General features: G+C 42.9%; 19 protein-coding genes. 12 read left to right on the top strand and 7 right to left on the bottom strand.

Features of this window, described 5'->3' with window-relative positions; all coding sequences use genetic code 11:
• Window positions 1–18: 18 nt before the first annotated feature.
• Entirely contained in the window at window positions 19–1,176 is a 1,158-nt protein-coding gene (locus ACGTNH_RS17800) for a trans-sulfuration enzyme family protein (protein WP_394588278.1), read from the bottom strand.
• Between the two features lie 168 nt (window positions 1,177–1,344).
• Here ACGTNH_RS17800 and ACGTNH_RS17795 point away from each other — a divergent pair, with 168 nt between their 5' ends.
• Window positions 1,345–2,037 carry a FadR/GntR family transcriptional regulator gene (locus tag ACGTNH_RS17795; RefSeq protein ID WP_394588277.1) on the top strand — a complete coding sequence of 231 codons (693 nt, stop codon included), beginning with the start codon at window positions 1,345–1,347 and terminating at the stop codon, window positions 2,035–2,037.
• Between the two features lie 222 nt (window positions 2,038–2,259).
• On the opposite strand, the gene tatAD is transcribed toward ACGTNH_RS17795, so the two are convergent.
• The 4 genes from tatAD to phoD are packed head-to-tail and all read right to left on the bottom strand — an operon-like array spanning window position 2,260 to window position 6,459.
• Window positions 2,260–2,478, bottom strand: coding sequence for a sec-independent protein translocase protein TatAD (tatAD, locus tag ACGTNH_RS17790; protein ID WP_394588276.1), 219 nt, complete (start codon window positions 2,476–2,478; stop codon window positions 2,260–2,262).
• Window positions 2,479–2,501: 23 nt separating this feature from the next.
• Entirely contained in the window at window positions 2,502–3,935 is a 1,434-nt protein-coding gene (locus ACGTNH_RS17785) for an alkaline phosphatase PhoX (RefSeq protein WP_394588275.1), read from the bottom strand.
• A gap of 25 nt (window positions 3,936–3,960) precedes the next feature.
• Window positions 3,961–4,698 (bottom strand): twin-arginine translocase subunit TatC, encoded by a 738-nt coding sequence (tatC, locus tag ACGTNH_RS17780; RefSeq protein ID WP_394588274.1) that lies wholly within the window; start codon window positions 4,696–4,698, stop codon window positions 3,961–3,963.
• A gap of 12 nt (window positions 4,699–4,710) precedes the next feature.
• A complete protein-coding gene (gene phoD / locus ACGTNH_RS17775) occupies window positions 4,711–6,459 on the bottom strand; it encodes an alkaline phosphatase PhoD (protein WP_394588273.1) in 1,749 nt (582 codons plus the stop codon).
• A 1,875-nt stretch (window positions 6,460–8,334) separates the two neighbouring features.
• Between phoD and ACGTNH_RS17770 the strand changes: the two genes are divergently transcribed.
• A complete protein-coding gene (locus ACGTNH_RS17770) occupies window positions 8,335–9,174 on the top strand; it encodes a glycosyl hydrolase family 28-related protein (protein ID WP_394588272.1) in 840 nt (279 codons plus the stop codon).
• A gap of 46 nt (window positions 9,175–9,220) precedes the next feature.
• Here the strand turns inward: ACGTNH_RS17770 and ACGTNH_RS17765 are convergent, their stop codons facing one another.
• Window positions 9,221–10,006 (bottom strand): SDR family oxidoreductase, encoded by a 786-nt coding sequence (locus ACGTNH_RS17765; protein WP_394588271.1) that lies wholly within the window; start codon window positions 10,004–10,006, stop codon window positions 9,221–9,223.
• 218 nt (window positions 10,007–10,224) lie between these two features.
• Between ACGTNH_RS17765 and ACGTNH_RS17760 the strand changes: the two genes are divergently transcribed.
• Entirely contained in the window at window positions 10,225–11,421 is a 1,197-nt protein-coding gene (locus ACGTNH_RS17760; RefSeq protein ID WP_394588270.1) for an iron-containing alcohol dehydrogenase, read from the top strand.
• A 346-nt stretch (window positions 11,422–11,767) separates the two neighbouring features.
• On the top strand, window positions 11,768–12,583 hold the full coding sequence (locus ACGTNH_RS17755; RefSeq protein WP_394588269.1) for a carbonic anhydrase: 816 nt from the start codon (window positions 11,768–11,770) through the stop codon (window positions 12,581–12,583).
• Window positions 12,584–12,643: 60 nt separating this feature from the next.
• Here ACGTNH_RS17755 and ACGTNH_RS17750 read toward each other — a convergent pair whose 3' ends face one another.
• Entirely contained in the window at window positions 12,644–13,177 is a 534-nt protein-coding gene (locus ACGTNH_RS17750) for a hypothetical protein (protein WP_394588268.1), read from the bottom strand.
• Between the two features lie 198 nt (window positions 13,178–13,375).
• Here ACGTNH_RS17750 and ACGTNH_RS17745 point away from each other — a divergent pair, with 198 nt between their 5' ends.
• From ACGTNH_RS17745 to ACGTNH_RS17710, 8 genes are all read left to right on the top strand, one after another.
• On the top strand, window positions 13,376–13,555 hold the full coding sequence (locus tag ACGTNH_RS17745; protein ID WP_394588267.1) for a CsbD family protein: 180 nt from the start codon (window positions 13,376–13,378) through the stop codon (window positions 13,553–13,555).
• A gap of 454 nt (window positions 13,556–14,009) precedes the next feature.
• A complete protein-coding gene (locus ACGTNH_RS17740; protein ID WP_394588266.1) occupies window positions 14,010–15,515 on the top strand; it encodes a response regulator transcription factor in 1,506 nt (501 codons plus the stop codon).
• Window positions 15,516–15,523: 8 nt separating this feature from the next.
• Window positions 15,524–17,341, top strand: coding sequence for a sensor histidine kinase (locus tag ACGTNH_RS17735; protein ID WP_394588265.1), 1,818 nt, complete (start codon window positions 15,524–15,526; stop codon window positions 17,339–17,341).
• A gap of 109 nt (window positions 17,342–17,450) precedes the next feature.
• Window positions 17,451–18,755, top strand: a complete 1,305-nt coding sequence (locus ACGTNH_RS17730) for an ABC transporter substrate-binding protein (RefSeq protein ID WP_394588264.1) — start codon at window positions 17,451–17,453, stop codon at window positions 18,753–18,755.
• Between the two features lie 130 nt (window positions 18,756–18,885).
• On the top strand, window positions 18,886–19,812 hold the full coding sequence (locus ACGTNH_RS17725; RefSeq protein WP_394588263.1) for a carbohydrate ABC transporter permease: 927 nt from the start codon (window positions 18,886–18,888) through the stop codon (window positions 19,810–19,812).
• A complete protein-coding gene (locus tag ACGTNH_RS17720; RefSeq protein ID WP_394588262.1) occupies window positions 19,809–20,636 on the top strand; it encodes a carbohydrate ABC transporter permease in 828 nt (275 codons plus the stop codon). The genes ACGTNH_RS17725 and ACGTNH_RS17720 overlap by 4 nt, the downstream gene beginning before the upstream one ends.
• A 19-nt stretch (window positions 20,637–20,655) precedes the next feature.
• Window positions 20,656–23,760, top strand: coding sequence for a beta-galactosidase, LacZ type (gene lacZ / locus ACGTNH_RS17715; RefSeq protein WP_394588261.1), 3,105 nt, complete (start codon window positions 20,656–20,658; stop codon window positions 23,758–23,760).
• A 156-nt stretch (window positions 23,761–23,916) separates the two neighbouring features.
• The gene (locus ACGTNH_RS17710) at window positions 23,917–26,538 is read left to right on the top strand and encodes a glycosyl hydrolase 53 family protein (RefSeq protein WP_394588260.1); all 2,622 of its coding nucleotides are present in this window, start codon (window positions 23,917–23,919) and stop codon (window positions 26,536–26,538) included.
• The last annotated feature ends 32 nt before the right edge of the window (window positions 26,539–26,570 follow it).

The following is a 26,570-nucleotide window of genomic DNA, read 5'->3' as shown; positions in this document are numbered from 1 at the left end:
TGTCATTCTCTCCTTTGCTTAAGGTTTGACCAATTCAATGGCATGAAATCCTTTTTTTAAATCAGCAATTAATTCATCTGCATTTTCCAGCCCGATAGATAGACGGATTAGTCCAGGGTCGAGGCCCTGTTTTCTTAGATCTGAGGCATTATCGCGTTTAACTGGGGAAAATACAAGGCTCTCATAGCCCCCCCAGCTCACTCCAATTTTGAATGTGGATAAGTTATTAATAAAAGAAGCAACATGCTCAAACCCTCCTTCCTTTAATTCAAAGCTCAGCAATCCTGAGTATCCCGACATTTGGTTTTTTACTAAATCTTTCTCCTGCAGACTAGGGTGATGAATGACTTTAATTTCTTCTCTCGTTTGTAAAAAGTCAATCACCCGTGCTGCGCTGTCTTCATGCTGCTTCATTCGTAACGGCAGGGTGCGCAGTCCCTTAATAATTTGCGATGCGTCTTGAGGAGAGAGGACTGATCCGTTTAATAAATACCCGTATGTAAATATACGATCGATCAGCGTACTGCTTCCAATCACAGCACCGCCGACTACGTCACTGTGCCCGCCGATGTACTTCGTCAATGAATGAATCGAAAGGTCAAAACCGAGAGTGAGAGGCTTCTGAAAGATCGGGGTGGCCCACGTATTGTCAATAGCAGTATATATCCCATGTTTCATGGCCAGTGCAGTAATTTTCATCAGGTCTACAATCTTCATCACCATCGTGCCCGGACTCTCTACGTAAATCAATTTTGTGTTTGGTCGAATCGCACCCTCTACATCTTCTTCTGTATAGCTGTGTTCAATTCCAAAATTCTCAAGGTGATTTACTAATTGCTGGGTTGGTCCATAAATGCTGTTTACAAAGAGAACATGTTCTCCTTTTTGTAAAAGGGATAGAAAAACAGAGCTGATCGCTCCCATTCCTGAACCAAAACATTTACACTTTTCTCCACGTTCAAGCTTGGCTAATTTCTTTTCAAGAATTTCTGTTGTAGGATTGACGCCTCTTGTATAAACATAATTATTTTGTTCATCCGAGTGTGCTTGTGTAAACGCTTCAAAAGTATCGAACGCAAATAAACTTGTTTGATAAATGGGGGGAGAAACAGCCCCGTGGTGTCTGGAGGGAGTATCATAAAGCTGGGTACAAATTTGTTCATCCGTATATTTCAATGAAACATCGACCTTTCCAAAGTAGTTTTATTTATACTATCATACTTTCAACCTGTATGAAAGGTTAGATTTTTCAGAAAAAAGATAAAACCTTCAAATAGTACTGATTTTATTTATTGACTATCCAATAGTATAATATTTATATATAGGTCTTTCTGAGGTGATGATTTGAAGGCAATAAGAAAGAAACGGCTCTCCGAGATTGGAGCGAAAGAAATCAAAGAATATATAAAAAAAGAAAAGCTGCAAAGCGGTGATAAGCTGCCTTCTGTAGCAGAGCTGGTTGATATTCTGCAGATCGGCCGATCGTCCTTAAGGGAAGCGCTGCAGTTGTTGGAAACACAGGGGGCTATTGAAGTTTTAAATGGGAAAGGAACATTTATTAAAGATATTAAACCTTTTCACATTAAACTCGCTTTTGAAGTAGAGGACGAGAAGGATTTTTTACTCGAGGCTCTTGAAGTAAGGGAAGCATTAGAGGGTAAAGCTGTACAGCTTGCCGTTTATGCAGCAGACGAAGAAGACATTCAGTTAATGGATGAGCAGCTGAAGAAATACGTTCAATTTATTGGTGAGGGGAGAAGAAATGAGGCAAATTCGGCAGATGCAGGCTTTCACCGTGCAATCTATCGTGCGTCTAATAATCCTATGCTTGAAAGTATGATTGATTCCGTCTGGGAAACGTTTCATGAATTTTGGAATGTTCCATTTGGGAAAGATGATATCTTTGATCAAAGCTACCCTTACCATGAATCGCTTCTACAGGCGATCAGAGAACGTAATGAGGAAAAGGCAAAAGCAGCTTTTTTCAAAATTATAAAATCTGTGAGAGATTCAATTACGGAAATTAATGTTTCTTAACCCGATTATTTAAGTAGTAAAAGTGCACTGGCACCTTAATTTGAACCTGGGATATAAGTAAAGTAGTGATGTCAAAAAGGCCTCTTTAAAATGCTAATCAAGGGCATAGTATTTTGACGGAGCGATGGTGTACATTCGATCTAACATAAATCATCCGAACGGATTTCAATAGAAGCGTTCGGATGATTTTATGTTTTATTTACTTTTGTCCCAGCCTGAATCTTAACTTCCTGTCTTCGATTTGTCTTCCTCTACAGCTTTCAGATTTTTCTTATCTTCCGGTTTTTCATCCCCGTTCACAAGCTCGCTCGTTGCGTTTTTAAATTCTTTTAATGTGCTTCCAAATGCTCGTCCGATCTCCGGGAGTTTCGAGGGTCCGAAAATGATTAAAGCAATAACGAGGACGAGAATTAAACCTGGAATTCCAATATTAGTTAACATAGACTTCACCTCCTCATAAATTTTTATCCAATTGGCATGCCATGACGCTGAAAGGCAGCGGCTTCTAAATCGGACATCCCCTGTACTTCAGCGAAGGCCGACAGCTTGTCTGATACTTGCGGTGCATAAGGCTTTGGTGGAGCGGCGTGGCCCATTTGCCTTCTGCGCCCGGCATTTTTGCGGGCGAAAGGACCCCAGATGGCAAAAGTGATGCCTGGAGATTGAATATTGACAAAAAAGGTGTCTCCTTTTGTAGAGAACGTAGGTCCGGCCAATTCTGAATCGTTGATCTTATTTTCTGCAAAGACGTAGGTTTCTCCTTCAGGGGTCATCCCAATAATTCGGTCGACGCCATCACCATCCTCTGCGATCCAGAGGTCGCCCCAGGGGGTGATGCAAATGTTATCGGGCATCTCTAAGTCGTTTGCAGAACTAGATTCATAGAATAATTCCAGCGAATTTGTAGCAGGGATATAACGATAGACACGGCCAAGATCCTTACCACCAGCGGAGGTATCATCAAACCAGAAAACACCGCCATCAAAATAAGCACCTTCTAAACGACTGAACGCAATGCAACCTTTTTGGCCCGCTTCTAAGGTAGGCTTCTCCGGATCAACATCTTTCCAAACGACGCTGAATTGCTGTCCAGTGTAAAATTCACTTGTCTCATCTGAACTCATCTCTTCAATCGCAGCTGCTTGAAGTTTTCCGCCCTTTTGCAGGGCCCCGGCTTTCTGACTAAGGTCGTTAGGGATGAATCGATAGAGGTAACTTGGTCCCGCATCCTCAGTTAAGTAGACGATGCCTGTTGAAGGATCAATTGCCGTTGCTTCGTGAGAAAAAGCACCCATGTCACGGATTGGTGTTTTTGACAGCTTGTTTTCAGGGTCATTGGGATCGACTTCAAACACATAGCCGTGCCCCTCTTCTAGGGTCTCTTCACACGTTAACCATGTGCCCCATGGTGTAGCTCCTCCTGCACAATTACGAATCGTACCGGATGAGGAGACATATTCCTTTTGAATTTTACGATCGGGACCAACTACTAGAGTGGTTGTGCCGCCTGTATGTTCTTTGCGGTAAGGGTTCTTGCCGATCACAGGATACTTCGTGTTGCCGTCTAACTCATGGTTTCGTACGAGAATCGTAGAGTTGTTAGAGCCCGCAAAAGCTGCCATCCCATCAAACTTCTCAGGAATAGGACGACCATCAGATAGTGAACCCCCTTCTTCAGAAATGATCCGGTATTGGAATCCTTTTGGAAGGTCAAGAATGCCACCTGGATCCTTAACTAACGGACCGTACCCTCCCATTATTCCTTTTGATTGATTTGGTGAAGCAAGTGCTTTGCTTTCACTGAATGAAAAGAGCCCAGTCGTACTAAGAGCGAGGGCAGCAGTACTTACTCCTCCAGCCTTTAAAAAATCACGTCGGTTCATGTTATTTTTATTCATTATCGTTTCCTCCTTGAATCCCATGTTAAGCCACGGTTTTCTCCTTAGCGTACTTGGCGGCTGATTTCTTCCGATAAACAATCGTAGACAAGCTGATACTAATTTCGTATAAGATAAACAATGGTACTATTACAAGAACGTCAGATAAGAAATCAGGCGGCGTGATCAACACTGAGATGACCACCAATATAAAATAAGCAATTTTTCTGGCTTTCTTCAGTCGGATTGGATTTAAAATGCCGAGCCTTGTTAAAAACATGAGGACAAGAGGCATTTCAAACAACAATCCAAATGGAACGGTCAGATTCAATAAAAATCGAAAATACTTATCAGCAGTAAACATCATTTCGAACTGTCCGTCTGAAAGGGAGGTCAGAAACCCTAAGACGAGCGGGAATAATAGAAAATAACCAAAGGAAATGCCGAAAAGAAACAGAAAGAACAGCGCCGGAATGAACTGTAATGTGACTTTGCGCTCCTCTTGATTCAGGGCCGGCTTTACAAACAGCCAGACTTGAAATGCAGCGACAGGAATGGTTGCAGCAAGAGCGATGACAGCGGCAATCATAAGATAAACCCAAAGGATGTCACCCGGGCCTAGTACAGCAAGTTTCGCATCCAGATCTTTGATCAGCCAGTTGTAGATCGGTCGAACAAATACAAAACCACCAATGAGAAAAATCCCGAATGACAGCAGCGTTATGATTATTCTTTTCCGGAGTTCCTCTAAATGACCAAGGACCTGGAGGTTTTTATCTTCCATAGGCCTGCTCCTTTAATTCGGTTGTTTTTCGTTTTTCATCTGTTTGTTGTGAGCTCGGTCGTGCGCGTTATGACGATCTTCTTCTACTTCACTGGATGACGCTTTTCCTTGCGGTACAACGGTGGCTGAGACTTCTTTCAAGCCGGACTGGTCCTTTTCATAGACGAAGGAGGCACGAGTTGATACATCAGCACCAGGCTGAGATACAAATGGGAGTACACGGTAGTCCGTTTTCCAACTCGACGGTGTAACTTCACATCTCACATAGCCCCGATAGTCATTAAAAAATTGAATATGATCGTTCTGTGTTAAGATTCTGTCAGTATCAGCCCGCTTATCAGCTCCGTTTCCACCGGAAGTAATTGAGGTGCCGACAAATTCCGCTCCTAAAATACGAGACGTTAAGTCATCAAAGTCAGCCAGTAGGTTAGAGCCCCAATTCGCATGAACATCTCCAGTTAGTACAATCAAGTTATCCATGTCTTTTTCGTTTGCAAAGTCAATGATACGCTGCCGGGCAGGTATGTAGCCGTCCCAGCCATCCATACTATACAACGGTTCTTCCGGACTGGGACCGTAGTTTCTTTTCGCGAAAAAGATTTGCTGTGCAAGTACATTCCAATGAGACTGAGAATGATCAAGATGTTCGAGCAGCCATTGCTCCTGCTGTTCCCCAAGCAGCGTACGGGAGGGGTCAAGTGATTCATGCGTTTGTGGAGAGCTTTGATCATCATTGGCCTGATCCGACCGGTACTGTCGAGTATCAAGTACATAAAAATTAGCCAGGTTTCCATAGGAGAAATCACGGTACAGCTGCATATCAGCTCCCTCAGGCATGGACGATTGCCGTAGCGGCATATGTTCGTAATAAGCCTGATAAGCTGCGATTCGACGTTTTACAAATTCCTCCACCGATTGATCTTTTTCTGGAATATCATTGGCATAATTGTTTTCTACTTCATGGTCATCCCAGGTGACAACCCAAGGAAACGCTGCATGAGCGGATTGAAGGTCCTTATCGGTACGATACTGCGCATGACGATTACGGTAATCGTCCAATGATCTAATTTCGGGTCCTTTGTGCTTGCGGACGTTTCCTGTACTTGCCACATATTCATCCGGTCCGTACTCATAAATGTAGTCCCCCAGATGAAAGACTAGATCCAGATCTTCTTTGGCCATATGTTTATAAGCGGTATAGTAGCCATGTTCATATTGCTGACAGGAAGCAAATGCGAATGAAAGACTGCTCACAGATGCCCCTGAAGCCGGCAATGTTTTTGTTTTGCCAACAGGCGAGTAGTCCTGCCCGACTTTAAAACGGTAGAAGTAAGAAGTATTGGATTCCAGCCCATTCGCATCGACATGAACCGAATGAGCAAGCTCGGGACTTGCCATTTCTGTACCCCTCTGAACGGGCTGGCGAAAATTCTCATCCTTCGAAATTTCCCAGCGTACAGGAATGGTGCGATTCGGCATTCCTCCGCCGTGTAAAGGATCGAGGGCTAACCTGGTCCATAAAATGACACTGTCAGGTAGAGGATCACCAGAAGCTACTCCCAGGGTGAAGGGGTAGCTGTTAAAGCTTTCCTCCTCAGCATCGACACTGATTCCACCCATCGACTGAGCAATTACCATTCCCAATGAGAGCCCCGCGACTTTACCAGCTCCTTGAAGAAAACCACGTCGATCCAAATCTTTGTGCAATGTTTCCTCGTTTAAACGATGAATAAGGTCATTGATCGATTGTTCCTTAGCCATACATTTATACCCCTTTCCAGATTGCTAGGTTTGAACAACTGCTATTATAGGTGCCTACTTTTAATTAGATGTTAATTAATGTAAAGCTGTAAATGGTAAAGTGAACCATGTATCATAGGAAAATCGAAGGAATATTGTCTAATTATGGTATAAGTGATCATCAAGCATTGGGTTTAAAGAGTAATACGTAGTCTTTATTTCCTGAATCTATTTACGAGAATTTAATAATAAATAACAAAAAAGGATTGATCGGAAATGTTATCCGGATCAATCCTTTACAAGCAGAGACGGGAAAGATTAAAATATTTTCCCAAATACAACAAAAAAAGCCTGCCACCGGAGGGGGTGCCAGAGGAAGTTAAACAACTTAGGTGACCCAACCATGTAAGAATCATCCACGATCTTACATCGTTCAACTCTACTTCGAAGGATAATCCTTTAAGAATTCGTTTCCTTCTGTCATTGGTTAAGTCCAATTTTTATTCAATTTCTCTTCAGTTTTAATAAAACTTTTTCGTAAGAAATGGTACCTTGTAACTTATTTGACTACCTCTATAGGAAAGGAGAAACCATCCTATCAGGGTCATCGTCTTTAGAGTAAAACTCACTCTCTATACAATAGGTGGAGCATAGAGAGCTGTCGCGATGGCCTGAATACAGGGCTTTTCCCTTTCCCTCCACAGGTTTTGTGTTCCCTTTGATGACCATCCTGCTATTCGTTAAGAAACGAATTCACGATGGTTGAGCCACCTAAGTTGTTTGAATATTTCGCTTATTTATCTACAGCTAAATTATAACATGAACGATTGAAAAGGTATAGGGTTTTCACTAAAAAATGTTAACGCTTACATATTTGAATTTAAAGGAAGCGACAAAGTTCCTTAATAAGCTCTTGTGTCTGAAAAAATGGATACAAAAGGAAATGTAACGATTTATAATAGTGCAAAGGTGAAAGGAAAGGGGAAGAGGTAGTAATTGAAGTCGAAGTTGATCGGGATTCAAAATAAATGAACGCAGAATATGCACGTGTGACTGTCAGCAGTAAACCAAAAACAGACCAGATTCAGTTAGAAAAGGCAGGCATCAATATGACTGAAAGAGGTTACATCCCCGTTGATACAGAGTGCCGGACCCACCAACCCCCATATTTTCGCACTTGGAGATGTAACACCCCTTGACTCTTGGTGAGGCGGGAGGGCTCGTCAAGCTGATGATCTACCCGCAGGATTAAACTATTCTAAGGGCTGAATTGGCGGGTCAGGGAGCTCCATAATTGATTAACGAAATAGCCCTCAGTATCCAGAGCGGTTTGAGATTACAAGGTGAGCGAGTCCACCACCTATACCATAGCCACCCTGTTTTCATAGACTATAGAAAGACATATCTATGTCTTGAAAAAATAGGATAGATTCTTGAGGCAGTTGAAAAACTAAAGCTCCATGAAAGATAGAATTTAAAAAGCAGCCCTTCATAAGTTTAACGATTCTTTTCACATTAGCTGTGAAAATCGGTATCGCACATAGTATGGTTCCGTTAACTATTCTTTGTATCAAACTTATATCGTACTTTAACCAGACAACGTATAGATAGTTGTTAGGAGCAGATATTTATGGTGTTTAGATTCATCTCTATCGATGCCACGATGAGTGTTCGGGGTGACGCCTGGGGAAGAACGTGAGCCTCAGCTAACTTGATCAAGTGAACTTATTGACAAAGTTAGCTGAGGCCGGGCCCGCGGCAAGAATCCACCGATAAGTGAGGAGTGGGAATCAACAACAAATGGAACTTTTTCAGTGGCCTCAGATTCCTAGACTGTTTTTTCATTTTAACGGCTGCCTTTAAAGGACCAGTCGGAAAACACGGAGGTCATGATTCATGACAAACTATGCTGAAGTTGTCTCCGTGCTGGATTTTCAGGGGAGCGATACTGAAAGAATACAAAAAGCTATTCAGTTTGCTTCATTAAATGAAAACCCCAGCACCGTTTATGTCCCTAAGGGTGATTATGTTATTACTTCTACTATTATTTTAAGAGAGGGCGTTCACCTCAGTTTTGCCTATGATGCTAGATTTGTTGTATATGGAAATGAAGACGTATTGCATATTGAAAGAAACGCTAGTATTACAGGAGCCTATATTGCTATCGATGATAGTACATTTAATAAAAATGTTCTCGTCTTTAATGGGAAAAATAACTACTATAATTCTTGGCACCGCTCAGTATTCAAGCATATTAACATTGTAAACTGGGCGGGCAATAACAAAGGAAAAGGGGTCTATATGTACGCTGGTGGAGTTGGCCATGAGATATCCTACTTACAATTTAATGATATTAAGCTGGTAGGTCTTCACACAGCTATGGAACTAAGGGCAGCTAAACCAGCTAGCGGGTACAGCTGGATTAATGCGAACAGCTTTAACAATATTACGATTGATGATTGTGTACGCGGCATTTGGATGATTTCCTCAAAAACCATTCCAAATGAAGTCAGCGGTAACAACTTCACCAACCTTCAAATTCAACTCTCATCTTCTTCTCAAAGTGCGATTCGTGTGTCAGGAGAATTCAATGCATTCGATGGAGTACTATGGGACGATCACTTAGTTCAAAACCCTTCCACTCTCCTGCACCTCACCGTTAACAGTCAAGCTACAGAGTTTCACATCCGCGGGAATTATAAAGTGCTGGATGATGGAACAAGAAACCATTATTAAACGTAAAAGAACGTCCCCGCAGATTATACCGGGGGCGTTCTATTTATTAAAGCAATGAGGCTGCCCCATCCACATATAACTCCGTGCCGGAAATATGCCGGGATCCATCTGAGCCGAGAAATACAATAAGATCAGCCACTTCCTCCGGGTGACCCGGACGGTTTTGTAAGGGTTGGTTGCCCTCAGGAAATTCAACGGGAATTTTAATTTTTTCCAGGTTATCTTGTTCTGGATGAGTGTTCTCTTCTATATTCGTTTCGATCGCTCCAGGGCAGATAACATTTACGCGTATATGATACTTTGCTAATTCAAGTGCGGCCATTTTACCAAAAGCCATTTGTCCGGCTTTTGAAGAGCTGTAGGCGGAGAATCCAAAGTTTGAGAAGGTACGGTTTCCGTTGACGGAGCTTGTAATAATAATGCTGCCTCCTTCTTTCTTCATATGCGGAATGGCGTGTTTTACCGTTAAGAACGTGCTCTTTAAATTGGTGTCGATTGTCTGCTGCCATTCGTCTACATCCATATCCTCAATCGGAGTAATTTTACCATTCACACCGGCATTGGCAAAGATGACATCCAACCTTCCAAAACGGTCGATGAGTTGTTTATAACAATGCTCAATCTCTTCTTCTTTTGAAACGTCCGTTTCTATAATAATAGCTTTACCACCAGCAGCCTCGATTTCTTCTTTAGTTTCCTTAGCGTCTTTTTCTTTAATATCAGCAAGGGCCACTCTGGCTCCTTCTTTCGCAAGCTGAACGGCGGATGCTCTTCCAATTCCTGAACCGCCGCCTGTAACCAGGGCAACTTTATTTTCCAATGTCTTGGCCATAGTAATTTCTCTCCTTTTTTAATTGGTTTATACCCTGGTTTGGGAAAATGTAACTTATGATATTAACCTTATTGTTGGAGGAAGAGCTATACCTAATAGAGAGAGGGGATGAAATCTATCATTTCTTTTTTTAAGAAATATATGTCAAAATATTTTGAATTTTGGATTGATTTTTGGGATTATATAAAGTAAGAACCATAAAAGGAGGGTCCATGTGTATGGAAAGTTATGCTGTCCTGCGAATGCCGAAAACGGTTAATTATGGTCGAGATGCTTTTGAAAGAGTAGGAGAAGAAGCTGCTGAAAGAGGGAAGAAAGCTTTAATCGTCACTGATAAAGTAATGAAGGAGCTAGGTTATGTTAGTGAAGGGCGTGATTACCTGACGAAAGCTGGAGTTGAAAGTTTTGTTTACGCAGGGGTAGCTTCAGAACCCACGGACATCTATGTCGCTGAAGCCTTGAAGAAGTTCCATCAGACAGGATGCGAGGTCATTATTTCCATTGGGGGCGGCAGCTGCATTGATACGGCAAAGTCTGTAGCTGTCCTGGCGAAGAACGGGGGAAACATTGGGGATTATATGGGAGGAAAGAAATTAGCTCATACTGCTCCAATCCCTCACATTGCTATTCCCACAACTGCGGGTACAGGTTCAGAAGCTACAGATGTAACTATAATTACAAACACCTCCAATGATGTGAAAATGATGATCAAGCAGCCTGCCTTTTTGCCGGAAGTGGCGATTGTAGATCCGTTATTAACTTTGTCGTCCCCAAAGCACGTTACGGCGGCCACAGGGATTGATGCACTCAGCCATGCCGTTGAAGCCTACATTTCACGTAAAGCTCACCCCATGACAGATATGATCGCGCTCTCAGCCATGAAGTTAATCGTCACTAATATTGAAACAGCATATGAATCTGGAGAAAACCTCGAAGCTAGAGAGGCCATGTCGCTCGGAGCTATGCAGGCAGGAATTGCCTTTTCTAACGCTTCCGTATGCCTTGTTCATGGGATGTCAAGGCCGATCGGCGCTTTATTCCACGTGCCGCATGGATATTCGAATGCAATGCTGCTTCCTGCAATTTTAGAATACAGTAAGGGATATGCAGTAGACAGACTAGCCGATCTCGGCAGGATTTTCTTAGACGATGAGGGAGACCTTACGGCTGAAGACGCCGCCGAATTAGCGGTGGATTCCGTTAAAAAGCTTTGCCTGAAGCTGGAGATCCCAAATCTATCTGGGTGGGGAATTAATAAACAAGAGTTTGAAAGCGTTATCAGTAAAATGGCAGTTGATGCACTGGCAAGCGGAAGTCCAGCAAACAACCCTCGTGTACCAGAACAGGATGAAATTGAAAAGCTTTATAAAGTGTGTTACAACTATGATTTTACGTCAACGAGCACAGTAAGCTAATAAGTTAATAGCAGCAGAGCGGATATCTCAAATAATAAGGGGGATGGCTCCACTAGGGTCAACTCTCTTTTTTGTATTTAACAAAGTTTCTATGTGGATCACTTTATACCCTGGACATTTGTACGATTGCTCTATTCAGAATGGCTATGAAAATATTTGGATTACGGGTTAAAAGGTGAATAAACGAGAAAAAGGCAGAATCACTTTAGGTGGTTCTGTCTTTTTTGTTTTATAAATTCATCAGAAATTTTAGTAGTAAAGCCTAGATTCGATCCAGAGTAATAAGGGGAATTGGATAATTGTTCATACATAAGATAATTTTTCAAAAAAGGAGAGGGAGCATAACATGCCAGCAAAATTTCTTGCTTATCCAGTATTCGCAGCGCTAATAGGTTTTACTATAGGAGGGTGTCAGGAACAAACGAGGGAAACAGGTGCCCCCGAAGAAGAAGAGCAGAACGACAGTGAAAGAAAGACGGATGAGTGGTCTTATGATGGGGAAACGGGCCCAGGGCAGTGGGGTGAGTTGGATGATGCCTATGCAGCATGTGCTGATGGAAAAGAACAATCGCCTGTGAATATAGAGTCCGCTCAAGTTGAGGAAAATGAGGGCAGTGGGGATTTGGAAATTAATTATCAATCCTCATCCTTTTCTTTAGCCAACAATGGTCATAGTATTCAGGCAAACGCGGTGGATCTAGAGAATCATCTCGTTATTGATGAAGAGGAATATGAACTTGCGCAATTCCATTTTCATCAACCTAGTGAACATTTGGTTAATAGTCAACGCTATGAAATGGAACTTCATCTTGTCCATGAAACGGAAAATGGAGATGCCGCTGTGTTAGGGATAATGATTGAAGAGGGGGAAGAAAATAGTACGCTATCGTATTTATGGGACCAATTGCCTCTCGAAGAAACGGAGGAAGATGTGACTATAGAGGAGCCGGTGGATCTGCAAGCACTTCTACCAGAGGATCAAACAAACTTCCAATATGAAGGCTCCCTAACTACACCACCTTGTACAGAAGAAGTGAAATGGATGGTTTTCGAAGAACCAATTGAGATGTCAGAAGAACAAATTCAGGAATTTAAAGAAATTTATCATAAGAACCATCGACCTGAGCAGCCATTAGAAGGTCGTGAAATTATAAAAAATTAAAATTAAAATAAGCCTTCCCTGTTGGAGAAGGCTTATTTTGGTGAGGTTTAAATCTTATTTTTACCAGTAATAACGGTAGAGAGGATGAAAGTGGTATGGAGGGCCTGCATAGGGTTGGTTTCCGAATGCCCGACCCTGCCCCTGGCCGCCTCCGAATCCAGGGAAGCCTGGCATGCCTCCTTGCCCGTTACCCTGCCCGGGAAATCCTGGCAGTCCACCCTGTCCATTGCCATTGCCCTGGCCTGGAAATCCGGGCAACATGCCGCCGCCATTACCGTTGCCATTCCCCTGGCCCGGGAATGGCAGGTCAGGCATGCCTCCTTGCCCGTTTTGACCATTACCGTTACCGTTACCGTTTCCGCCATTGGCTCCATTACCGTTACCGCCGTTTCCATCTTCCTCTTCCTGTGGCGCTCCGGGTTGTGCGGCTCCTTGTGGAATTGGAAAGCATACAACTGCAACCTCTTCATCATCTGAGGTAGTAATCGTGCCTTCCATCCCTCCTTCAAAATCGTATTGATCCTCTGGAATACATATATAGCCTTCCTGCTGACGGGAGTACTGATAAGGGTAATAAGGATTGTGATAATACATAAATCATTCGCCTCCTTGATATACACCATCATCCTATTCATTAATTTTATTTTGGGCACAAACATTCACAAATTAGTTGTTCCGCCTATTTGTAGATAAAAATAGGCGGATCAAAAACTGCTGATTTATAAAGTATGTTTTAGTTGAATTGTCTCGGGTATATACACACCAACACATTTACTTGGAGGGTGAGTATCTATGGCAGATCATAATGGCATGAGCGATAAAGTAAAAGGAAATGTTAATAAAGCAAAGGGAGAAGTTAAGGATCAAGTAGGAAATGCGAAAAATGATTCAAAAATGCAATCAAAAGGAAAAAAAGATCGTGCCAAAGGATCAACGCAAAAAGGAATTGGACAGGCCAAAGATAATCTTTAGTTGTACCAAATACTTTAAATGTTGGCTCGCTTAGAGTGTATTTACAGAGATAAAAAGTACGCATTTTGGTTATGTTTTTTAGCATATTGGAGCTGAGGGTCGGTTAATTGACCTTCAGCTTTTTTATGCTCTTGAAAACATCTTCTAATAAGGACTTGAGAAGAGTGAGTGTTGAGAGAGGTAGAAACAGCGACCTAACCCTGGCAGATAACGCCCTGACTCAGATGATTGAGGGTTCTGAGACAGGCCTCTTTTTGCCAAAGGAAGGCATGTTTACGCCCTGAATGAAAGACATTATAATGAAAGTATCAGAAATTTTAAAATTCGGTCGAGACCTGTAACATTTTCTGAAGAATCACTAGAACTTGCAAGAAAATACGTACACTAAATTTTTCGGAGAAGCGAGAGGCAGCTTCTCCGAAAAATGAGGGGACACCTTAAGGGAGAGATTGTTATGAGTGGTCTGTACAGGGTTTTAGTTGTGGATGATGAAATGCTGATCAGGCAGGGAGTAATTAATTATATTAATTGGGTGGAGGAAGGGTTTCAAATAGTCGGGGAGGCTTCTAATGGCAATGAGGCTCTGCAGCAGATTAAAGAGCTGCGTCCCCACCTGATTATTACGGATGTGGTAATGCCGGGAATGGATGGGATTGAGCTAGTCCGGGTCGTGAAGGAGAAACACCCTGAGATTGAAATTGTGGTATTAAGCAGCTTTGAGGATTTTGAATATGTAAGGTCAACGTTTCAGTGTGGGGTGGCGGATTATATTCTAAAACCGAAGCTAAATGGTGAAGAATTAATTAAAACGCTGCGGAAGGTGATGCCGGACTCGAGGCGGTCAGATAACGTTAAGCAAAACGTTCCTTCGATCGAGGAGGTATTACAAAAGAGTCTTGCTGGCTACTCGTTAACGGGTGGCGAAGAACGGTTGATTAAGGGATTTACTTTTAGTCACTACAGTTTGGTTACAGTTTGTGGTAGTCAAAACCTAGAGCATATAAGCAGGGAAATGTATGGAGACCGATCGGTCGATGCATTTTTTATCCCTTCGGATGTAAGCGATGCCATATTATTGGTTAATTTTGACTGGGATAAGCTGCAAACGGTAAAGCAGGGTATAACCGAGCTCGCTGAAACCGATAAACACTCAAGCTGGTTAATGAGTGTTCCTTTCTCATCCATTTATGAATTGAAGACGGTGTATGAGGATCATTTATTGAAAATGAAGGATTATCTATTTTATTTAACCGACGAGCAAGTGTTAATCTATGATGATCTGCCAAAGGTGCCGGAAGCAGATAAGCCATTCGATTTGGGAAGGTTTCTTGACCTTATTAAACAGAAAAAGTTTGAGGTGGCTATTATCTCCCTGAAGGACCATGTCGATGTTCTAATGCAAAATTACACAAAAGATATCTTTGAGTTTAAGTCTTGGCTTGAGAATATCCTCTTTAATGTAATTGTTCTATTAGGAAATATGAATTACGATGTTGACGGGCTTGAGACGAAGAAATATGAGTACTTTGCTGAGATCAATGAGGCAGCTTATGCAAAAGACGCGGTAGCGATTTTTCATACGTTCATAGAAGATGTAAAAAGAATTGTGCTCGTGGATGACAATAAGAACTGCCCGGCCGACATGAAGCGGCTGTTGCAATATATTGAAGATCACTATACGGAACCTCTCTCGCTCACGACCTTATCTGATACTTTTCACTTTAATCCTTCCTATCTATCTAGTTATTTCAGTACCCACCTTAAAGTTGGGTTCAGCGATTATTTAAATCAGGTGAGAATCGTCAAGGCGAAGTATATTCTGGAGACGAGCCAGGCGTCTGTCAGCATGGTCAGTGAAATGGTCGGTTATTCAGACCCGAGCTATTTCTGCAAGGTATTTAAACGGATGGAGGGGTCTTCTCCCGGTAATTACCGCAAGCAGACTCCAGCCATGAATTGAGGCTGGCCATGAAGAAACTGTTAAGCATTATTCATCATAACAATTTATTTATTAAAATGTTTCTTGTCATGGTTATAAGTATTATTTCTGTTTCTCTTCTGATTACTTTTAGTACGATCCGGATGTCGAATAACTTGTTTATGGAGACATTCAGCATTACGAATACGAAGGTGCTGAACCAGATTAAGCAGCAGTTCGAACAGTTCAGCTACTCAGTAGTTGTTACTTCAATGGACGTAGAGAATAACGCTACGATTAAGCGGATGTTAACGGAAGAGTATGTCAGTTCAGTAGATGCGTCTACTTCCTTTTACTCAATTAAAGAGCAGATGGAAAGGCTGTACTCCGACCGCCCGAATGAAGCGAATATGATCATCCTAGGAGAAAATGAACGTTTATTTAATATGAAATATATGAATTGGTCCGTCTCAGGAGATGACTTAATTGATCATCGAATCACGAAAAACACAAAAGAGAATCCTAATCAGATTCTATATCAATTTGTTGATGGTGGGGAGATTACGAATGGGAGCCCGATGGTAGTAGCGACAAAGGCACTTACAGAGAGATCTACCAATCACATTTATGGATATTTGTATATACCCATTCGTGAGCTGGATTTAAGAGGATTCTATGAAGACTACATGAGTAAAGGTAATAGTGTGATGCTGGTGAATGGCAGCGGGAAGATCATCTCAAGCGACGATGAGTCATTCATCGGTCAGGATTCTCCTGAACTGCTTAAGCTGGCTAAGGAAACGGAAGCACAAAGCCTTGAGTACCAGGAAGCCAATGTATTTGGGAAGGATCAGCTGCTTCTGACCTCAGCACTGCCTGCCCTTGATTTATATATTGTCAATCTTGTTGATCAGGAGCTTGTTATTAATAATCTTATCAACACTAAAGAGATTGCTTTAATTAGTACGATCATTGTTTTGCTGGCTTTAGTGGTTGTTTTTATAATATCAAGAAGGGTAACCAATTCGATTAGTCGACTGGTGAAGCAGATTTCCAATATGTCCAAATACGATTTTAGTAAACCAGTAGACGAGAGCGGTGGCTATGAAGCGAGAAAAATTGCTCATGCTTTTAACTACATGCTGAACGAATTACAGGAGCATGTCGATGTGTTAATGAAGTCGCAGAGGAAGCAGCGCAAATCAGAGCTTGAGGCTCTTCAGCATCAGATTAATCCCCATTTTCTTTATAATACGTTAACGTCGGTTAAGTTATTGGTGAAAGACGGTAAGAAAGAAGCGGCCTTTGAAACAATCGATGCTCTTATTCCATTGTTGCAAAATGCCCTCGGGAATGTTGATGAGACAATTACAGTGGAGCAGGAGGCAGCTAATATACAAAACTATGTGTTAATTAACCAAACTAGATATGGGGATCGGATTAAAGTGAATTCTCTCATTTCCCCTGATTGTTTACATTATCATTTGCCGAAGCTTGTGATTCAACCGTTTATAGAGAATGCTTTCTTCCATGCTTTTACTGAAAAAAAGAAGGGTTTCATTCAAATTCTCATTGCTCAGCGGAACGACAAGCTGGTTTGTGAAGTCATTGATACTGGAGACGGGATGAGACTGGATAAAATTGAGAGTAAAGGGAAGAGGCAGCTGTTCAGTGGAATAGGTGTACGTAATGTGCATGAGCGTATTCAGTTATTGTTTGGCGAGGATTACGGTGTTGAAATCTCAAGTGAATTGAAAAAGGGAACCAAAGTAAAAGTTATCTTACCTTTGTTAGAAGAAAAAGCTAAATATATTACCAATTCTAAAAATAGTACCAAAGAGCGTCTTTCGGACGGAGGAAACTTCTAAAAATAGTTAAATGAAATTCTAAAGATCGTTCTAACGGTCTTTTTTTTTCGGTGATATGCTTTAAATAAGCGTATTGGTAGCGCTTACAAAAAAGAAGGGGGTATTAGCAATGAAGGATTTTCGCTTTAAGAAGAGTTGGCTGTCAGCTTTAGTCTTACTTACATTTCTTGTATTGGCAGCATGTTCTTCAGATGAAGAGGGAGGAGCTTCAGGGGAAGGGAACGGAGAAGAGGACCCGGATACGATTACAGCCTGGGCCTGGGATCCGAACTTTAATATTGCGGCATTGGAAATTGCCAAAGAATATTACGATGGAGACGTAGAGCTTGAGGTTATTGAAAACGCACAGGACGATATCGTCTCAAAGCTGAACACTGGGCTTAGTTCGGGAACGATGAAAGGAATGCCGAACATTGTATTAATTGAAGATCAGCGGGCACAGAGTTTCCTCCAGTCTTATCCAGATGCTTTCTATCCAATTGATGATTACATTAATCCGGAAGATTTTGCTTCGTATAAGCTGGCACCGACCAGTCTTGATGATAAGCAGTATGGGTTACCTTTTGATACTGGGGTAACAGGATTATTCTTCCGCACCGATTATCTTGAAGAAGCGGGATATACAATGGAAGACTTAACGGATATTACGTGGGAAGAATATATCGAGATTGGAAAGGATGTAAAAGAAACTACAGGAAAAGATATGATTTCACTCGATCCGAATGATTTAGGTCTAATTCGTGTCATGATTCAAAGTGCGGGTGCCTGGTACATCGATGAAGAAGGCACAACCGTAAATATTGAAGACAACGAACCTTTAAGCAAAGCGTTTGAAAACTATAAAGCTATGATGGAAGCCGATTTTGTCAAAGCTAACTCAGATTGGAGCCAGTTTATCGCTTCTTTCAACAGCGGCGACGTAGCCACCGTACCAAGCGGAAACTGGATTGGAGCCAGCATTGAAGCTGAAGAATCTCAGGCTGGAGACTGGGCTGTTGCTCCGATTCCGAGGTTGGATATGGAAGGTGCGGTGAACGCATCCAACCAGGGAGGAAGTTCCTTCTACGTATTGAATGTTCCAGGAAAAGAAAAAGCAGCAGAATTTCTTGGTCAAACGTTCGGAGAAAATGAGGAGTTCTATCAGGATCTTGTAAATGATGTTGGGGCTCTTGGGACTTATACACCAGCTTCTGACGGAGAAGCCTATCAAACTGAAAATGAATTCTTTGGCGGACAATCTCTCATTTCCGATTTCTCTACGTGGGTGGAGGATATTCCGAGTGTCAACTACGGCATGCATACGTATTCGATTGAAGATATTTTAGCTGCCGAAATGCAGAACTATTTAAAAGGAAAAAGCTTGGATGATGCGTTAGCTGATGCGCAGGCACAGGCAGAAGCTCAGTTGAAATAGAAATTGTAAAAGCGGAATAGAGAATGAATTTTCCTAGTATAAGGGATTCTGCGAAAGCTGTCAGTACTTTCAAAGAATCCCTTCTTTCAAAGTTTGGTATGTCTTATTGCGTAAGGAGGAGTCGAAAAAAATGAGTAAAGTGTTAAACAGAGCAGGATCTCCGTACCTCGACCGCAACAAATCGTTCAGCCGCTGGTACAGGAAGAATTCTATTGGATGGTTTTTTATCCTGCTGGCTGTTGCAGGTATTACGTTGTTTTACTTTTATCCAATGGTGAGAGCCTTACTTCTCTCTTTTCAGTCTGGAATGGGAGCGAACCTTGAGTATGTTGGATTAAATAACTATATTCGATTATTTAGTGACCCGACTTTTATTGCTGCCTTGACGAATACATTTATTTACCTGCTTATCCAAGTTCCTATAATGATTCTTCTGGCCTTATTTTTTTCTGTACTTTTGAACGATGCGACTCTGAAATTTAAAGGTTTTTTCCGAACGGCTATCTTTTTACCATGTGTCACTTCATTGGTAGCATATGCGGTTATCTTTAAGTACCTGTTTGGGGTAGACGGCTTGATTAACCAATTTCTTATGAATTTGTCGATTATTTCACAGCCGCTTAATTGGCTGTCAGACCCTTTATTGGCAAAAATCACAATTATTGCAGCGATTACGTGGAGGTGGACGGGCTATAATATGATCTTCTACTTATCCGCCCTGCAAAATATCGATCGGTCCATGTATGAAGCCGCCAAGATTGATGGAGCGACTTCTTTTCAGCAGTTCTTCTACATTACGGTGCCGATGCTGAAGCCGATTATATTGTTTACTTCCATCATTTCCACGATCGGTACACTGCAGATCTTTGATGAAATTATGAATATTACGAATGGCGGACCAGGGAATGCGACGCTGTCGATTTCGATGTACATTTATAACCTTTCGTTTGAATATAGTCCTGATTTTGGCTACGCCGCTACTGTATCTTACGTCATTGTTATTTTAGTCGTTATATTATCGCTCATTCAGTTTAAAGTGGCAGGTGATGATAAGTGAGAAAATTAAAAAGAGTCGGAGTGTATACCTTTTTAAGTATTGCTTCACTGGTATCTATTTTTCCTTTCTTATGGATGCTCGTCAGTATGACCAACAAATCCGTCGATGTCACGCAGGGCCGGCTGCTGCCGGGGTCGCATTTGTTTGAAAATCTAACCGTTCTGTTTGATTCAGTTAATATGGTAACAGCATTGGTCAATTCAACTATTATTGCTGTAATTACTACCTTTTTAACTCTATTAATTGGGTCACTTGCCGGTTATGGATTCGAAATTTACCGTACACCCGGCAAAGATCGTATCTTTAATGTTCTTCTACTATCAATGATGATTCCATTCGCCGCTATTATGATTCCTCTCTATCGTATGTTTGGCGGCATATCTGGAACAATTCCGTTCTTAGGGATTGATACATTGGCTGCAGCCATTCTCCCAACGATTATTACAGCGTTTTTTATCTTTTTCTTCCGTCAGAATACGAAGATGTTTGCGAAAGAATTGGTGGAAGCGGGCAGGATTGACGGCTTAAGTGAACTGGGGATCTTTTTCCGCGTGTACCTGCCAACGATGAAGACGACGTATGCAGCTGCAGCTATTATTGCTTTCATGAACAGCTGGAATAACTACTTATGGCCGCTGGTCGTGCTGCAGTCTCCGGAAAATCAAACGATACCCTTATTAATCTCGAATCTTGGGGCTGGGTATTCGCCTGATTATGGAGTCATCATGACGGCTATTGTCATCGCGACACTCCCTACGGCGCTGGTGTTCTTTATCATGCAGAAACATTTCGTAGCGGGCATGATGGGATCGGTGAAAGGATAATTTTTAGGAGGTTGAAAACATGTCAGTAAATGATTGGGAGAATATTCAGGTATTGCAGCGAAATCGCAGGAAGGAGCGGGCTCACTTTATTCCTTTTGCGGACAAAGCAAGTGCTCTGACGTTCAAGAGGGAGAAGTCGCCCTCTTTTAAACTATTAAATGGATTATGGAAGTTTCAATACGCAGAAAATCCTAATCTTGCGCCGGAAAAGTTTTACAAAGAAGACTATGACACAGGGGATTGGGAGGAATTATATGTGCCATCTTCCTGGCAGATGCACGGCTATGGCAAGCCGGCTTATACGAATGTTATCTATCCATTTCCAGTCGATCCTCCGTTCGTTCCTACTCAAAATCCCACGGGGTCTTACGTGCGTGATTTCTGGGTGACAGAGGACTGGATGGCTCAGCAAGTAACCATACGATTTGAAGGGGTGGACAGTGCTTTTCACATCTGGGTGAATGGAGAGCGCGTCGGCTACAGCCAGGGAAGCCGAATTCCCTCTGAATTTGATCTTTCTCCCTTTTTAAAGGAAGGGAAAAACCGGCTGGCAGTCCAGGTGTACCAATGGTCGGACGGCTCTTACATTGAAGATCAGGATATGTGGTGGCTGAGTGGAATTTTTCGTGATGTTTACTTACTGGCTCTCCCTAAGGTGCATGTTGAGGATTACTTTGTAAAAACAAGTTTTGATGAGAACTATGAGCATGGCACGCTGCGTGTAGAGACTGTTATTGAAAACAGTAGTAATGATGATGTTTCTCACTATACCCTTAAGTATGATTTACAAGATGCGGACGGGCAGGATGTGATAAATGAACGCGAAACTGTTTCCATTACTGCCAACAGTACAAAAACAGTGGTCCGTAAGTTTTCCATTCAGAGTCCAGGTAAATGGTCAGCAGAAGATCCTTATTTGTATAAGCTGCTGCTTTCATTAAAAAAAGGGGAAGCAGCCGAAGTAATTCCAGTCAAAGTGGGGTTCCGTTCCATAGAGCTGAAGGATGGATCGTTCTTAGTAAACGGCAGGGCAATTAAGCTAAAGGGGGTCAATCGCCACGATCACCATCCTGACTTCGGTCGGGCTGTGCCACTGGAGTGGATGGAAGAAGACGTCAAGTTAATGAAGCAGCACAATATTAACGCTGTACGGACGGCCCATTATCCGAACGATCCGAGGTTTTATGACTTATGTAACCGGTACGGGTTGTACGTGATTGATGAAGCAGATTTAGAAACGCACGGGTTTGATGTAATCGGCAATTGGGACAAGCTCAGCGATGATCCTGAATGGGAAGAGGCTTATCTTGATCGTATGAAGCGGATGGTCGTAAGGGATAAAAATCACCCTTCCATCATCATGTGGTCGCTAGGGAATGAGTCCGGTTTTGGAAGAAACCATCAGGCGATGGCAGACTGGGCGAAGGATTATGACGATACGAGGCTCATTCATTATGAAGGAGAGTGTCGGGCAATCACGAGATCTGAAAGCACCTATGACCCCAAAAGGGACCCGGAAGCTTCAGATGTGTTTACGACGATGTACACCTCAGTTGAAGTTATGGATGCTTTAGGAGCAAGAGATGATTTAAGCAAGCCGCACATTTTGTGTGAATATGCGCATGCGATGGGGAACGGTCCAGGCGGGTTGAAAGAATATTGGGAGACGTTTTATAAATACGACCGGCTCCAAGGCGGCTTTGTCTGGGAGTGGCTCGATCATGGCATCCGCCGGGTGACTGAAGACGGGGAGGCTTACTTTGCGTACGGAGGGGACTTTGGGGAGGATGTACACGATTCGAACTTTGTCATCGACGGTCTTGTGATGGCTGACCATACCCCTTCTCCAGCGCTTAAAGAATACAAAAAAGTGATCGAACCTGTGCTCATAGAATCGGTGGATTTGGAAAAAGGGAAAGTAAAGATAACGAACCGTTATGACTTTGTTTCACTCGATCATCTGCATGCGGCCTGGACCGTTACTGCAGGAGAAGAAGTGATCGAGGGCGGCACTATCTTATGCGAAGGAATCGAAGCGAAATCGACTAATCAGGTGACTTTGCCTTATAACATTAACCAATATCATGGAGCGGCAGAAGACTATTGGTTAAATGTTGAATTTACACTTGCCCGTGACATGGCCTGGGCAGAAACTGGACATCAGGTGGCCTGGGCTCAGTACGAACTCCCTGTTCAAAAGGCAGAGTCTATAGAAATCGGTTCGGCCCGCCAGCCTTTATCAGTGGAAGAGTCAAAGCACGTGCTTACTGTTCAAGGTGAGGATTTTATTGTCCGCTTCAATAAAGTATTCGGAAGCTTGAGTGAATGGAAGCATCAAGGGATCGATTTAATTCAAACAGGTCCCGTCTTAAATCTATGGCGGGCCCCTATTGATAATGACCTGTGGGCTCAGGCTCACTGGAAGGATACCCCTTCCTTTTCAGATTGGAAGAAGCACGGTCTTCACACGATGCAGCATCGAATAAATTCCGTCAGTTACCACGAAAATGGAGACCATGAAACGGAAATTATAGTGTCTGCCCGCGTGGCTCCGCCTGTTTTAAACTGGGGGTTAAACGTGACTTATACGTATACAATTGATTCGAGCGGAAGGATCGGTATTGATGTAAAAGGCGAGCCTTCTGGTGAACTGCCGCAAACTTTTCCACGCCTTGGACTGAAACTGGAAGTGCCTTCAGTGCTGAATGAAGTGAAGTGGTATGGCTGTGGGCCTGGTGAGTCGTATATTGACAGTAAACAGGCGGCTCGATTTGGCGTCTGGGAGAAGAAGGCAGAAGAATTCTATACCCCTTACGTCTATCCTCAGGAAAACGGCAATCGGCACGACGTTCGTTGGGCTGAAGTAAAGAGCGGGAAGGGGATCGGAATTACCTTTGAGGCGAAGCCTTCGTTCAATTTTAACTGTCAGTACTATACAATCGAAAACCTGGAAAAAGCGCAGCATACCTATGATTTAGTCAAACAGGATTTTCTGACCATTTTAATTGATCACAAGCACCATGGTCTGGGCTCATCAAGCTGTGGGCCGGATGTGCTTGAGAAGCACCGGTTAAGCAGCGGAGCTTTTCAGTTTGGCATAGATATGAAGCCAGCCTTTCATTAATCCCTGCTAAAAAGACATAGATACTGCATCAAGACTACCTGCTCCTTATCCTGCCACGAGGACAGGTAGTTTTATTTTGATCAAGGAAGGAGGAGAACAGCCGGGCGTCTAGAGAAAGGGGAGTTACAAATTTAAAAGAAGGAGATTAAAGCAGATATGAGATTGAAAAAACTCAGTTTGGCCATCATGACGGTTATGTTCCTTTCGCTTGCTTCAACTGCTTCAGCTAATTCCTCTCCTGTAGAAATTAAAGGTGGAGATTTTACGATGGAGCCGGGTGAGTTTTCTGTGCTGCAGTTCAATGCGGAAGACGGTATAGAAATCGAGGATTATTCTTGGGAAGCAAGCAATCACCATGTCGTGGATTTAGATGCAGATACAGGAAGAATGGATGCTGTAGGCACGGGAGAAGCGACTATTACATTGAAGGCAGTGGACAAGAGTGGCGAAGAGCATCGGGTAAGCGGTGATGTGGTTGTTCAAGGAAGAGAAGCACCCCTCGTTGAGCCAATCCCCGAGCTTCAAAACAATAACAGACCTGACTTTATGATGGGAGCCGATGTATCTTCTTTACATCAAATGATGGAGGAGGAGAAAAGCTTTTATCATTTAGACGGTAAGGAAGCTCATTTGTTGGATGTGCTGGGAGAAAACGGGGTGAACTGGGTCCGGTTAAGAGTATGGAATGATCCATACGACGAATATGGAAATCCTTATGGAGGGGGAAATAGTAATTTAGATACGACCATTGAACTGGCCAAACAGGCAAAGGAAAGAGGAATGAAGCTGTTTGTAACTTTTCATTACAGTGACTTCTGGGCGCATCCCGGACAGCAGATCGTACCAAAGGAGTGGGCTGATTTACCGGGAGATGAGCTGGCGGAGGCGGTGGGGGATTTTACGACCGAATCCTTAGAGAGAATGAAAGAGGAAGGTGTTTATCCGAACATGGTTGGTATCGGGAATGAAACCAACAGCGATATTTTAGAACAGTCTTTTAATCTCACTTCAGACGGTGATATGAACCCGGCAGCCGTCAATATTTTTAAAGCGGGTACAGAAGCGGTCCGCAGCACGGATCCTCACGCCGATGATCCAAAAAACAAAGCATTAATTTCTTTTCATCTGGCGAATGGGAATAATTCATGGCTTTATAACAGCTTTGCTTCCGCCATGGGGAAGAACAATGTCGACTATGATGCGCTTGGTGCCTCCTACTATCCATCCTGGCACGGGAGTTATGATGAAGTGTTAAATAACTTAAATGATATCACGCAGTCTTATGGAAAGGATGCCTTTATTGCAGAAACCGCATATCCGTGGACCGTTAATGAAAATGCCGGGGATGATACTCCTCAGAATTTTAAGCACGGCGATATCAGCACCGTGGGCTTAGCTGCATCGGTCCAGGGACAAGCTACGGCTTTGCGGGAAGTCCTTAACGTAGCAGCATCCATTAATGATGAAAAAGGACTCGGTGCCTTTTATTGGGAGCCTGCCTGGCTGCCTGGGAACACGACAGGATGGGCTACTCCTTATGGAACCGGATGGGAAGTAGCGGGCTTATTTGATATTAACGGTCATGCCCTTCCCTCTGTGGAGACGTTCAATCTGGTGAGGGGGAATCAAATAGAACCTGAGGATGCGGAGGAATATGCTTACGGCTGGGAAACGGAGGTCGTTATAGAAAAAGGACAGGATCTTGAGATGCCTGAAGAAATAAATGCCGTGAAAAACAACGGTATGATGGGGGAAGACAAGCGTACGATTGAGAAGCAGCCGGTGGAATGGAACGAAGAGGATAAAGCAGAGGTAGACGTTAATGTAGCTGGGGAATACATCGTGTTTGGCAGCGTCGCCGGTAGAGAGGAGAATGCCTTTGCCCATGTGATTATAAAAGAAGACGAATCTTCTTCCGCAACAGAACCTGCCTTTAGTGTGCCGGACGGCAGTGAGATAGATGTAGTAGACGGGGACGGCTACTCTTACTCAACAAGACATGTTGTTGAAGGAGGCAGCTATATCGAGCTCGATACGGATACCGCAAATGCCGGAATTTCCTTCACTCTGGACGGGGCAAGTCCAATTGATGGTTCAGGTTCCACGAAAGAATTGGCAGGTGCCCCATATATTAAGGGTTATGATTCTATTCGCACGTATGCCGGACCTATTCACATCTCTCAAAACATAAACATTCAGGCTGTTACTAAGAGGAGTGGATATGATTATGTTTCGGGGCAGTGGGGAACAGCAAGGACAATATTAGAAAACAGTCCAATCGCGAGCGCCAGCTACAAAGCGATCTACAACTACAGTGACGACTTATTGGCGAACGGCGGCTTTGAAAGTGGAGATCTCAGCGGCTGGAAATTAAAAAGCATGGCCACAAACGCTGCCGTCATGACAGCAGAAGAGGATGTGACGGAAGCTTATGCCGGGGATCACTACTTTAAATTCTCTATTAATAAAGGAGAAAGCCTGAACCTGAGGCAGAAAGCGAAAAAGCTTCCTAAAGGGGATTACAAGTTGTCTCTATACGCCAGAGGTGACAGGCAGAGATCGGATGAAACAGACATGAAGCTCTCTGCTTTTACTCAAGGTAAGAAATACAGAGGAACTGTAGAAACGATTCCGGTCCCTGAAGGTAAAATGATATGGAGGAAGTATTCTGTAGACGATATTCAAGTTAAAAACGGGAACCTGGAAATTAAATTTGATGCAGAAACAAACGGGTCATATACAGGCCGCATTGATCATGTGGTTTTAGAAAAACAGTAAGTGAACGTACCTGCGGGGCAAGGACGTGCAAA

It is taken from the genome of Halobacillus sp. B23F22_1, from assembly GCF_043497005.1.
Taxonomy (GTDB): domain Bacteria; phylum Bacillota; class Bacilli; order Bacillales; family Halobacillaceae; genus Halobacillus_A.
This window is presented reverse-complemented; position numbering and strand designations above follow the sequence as displayed.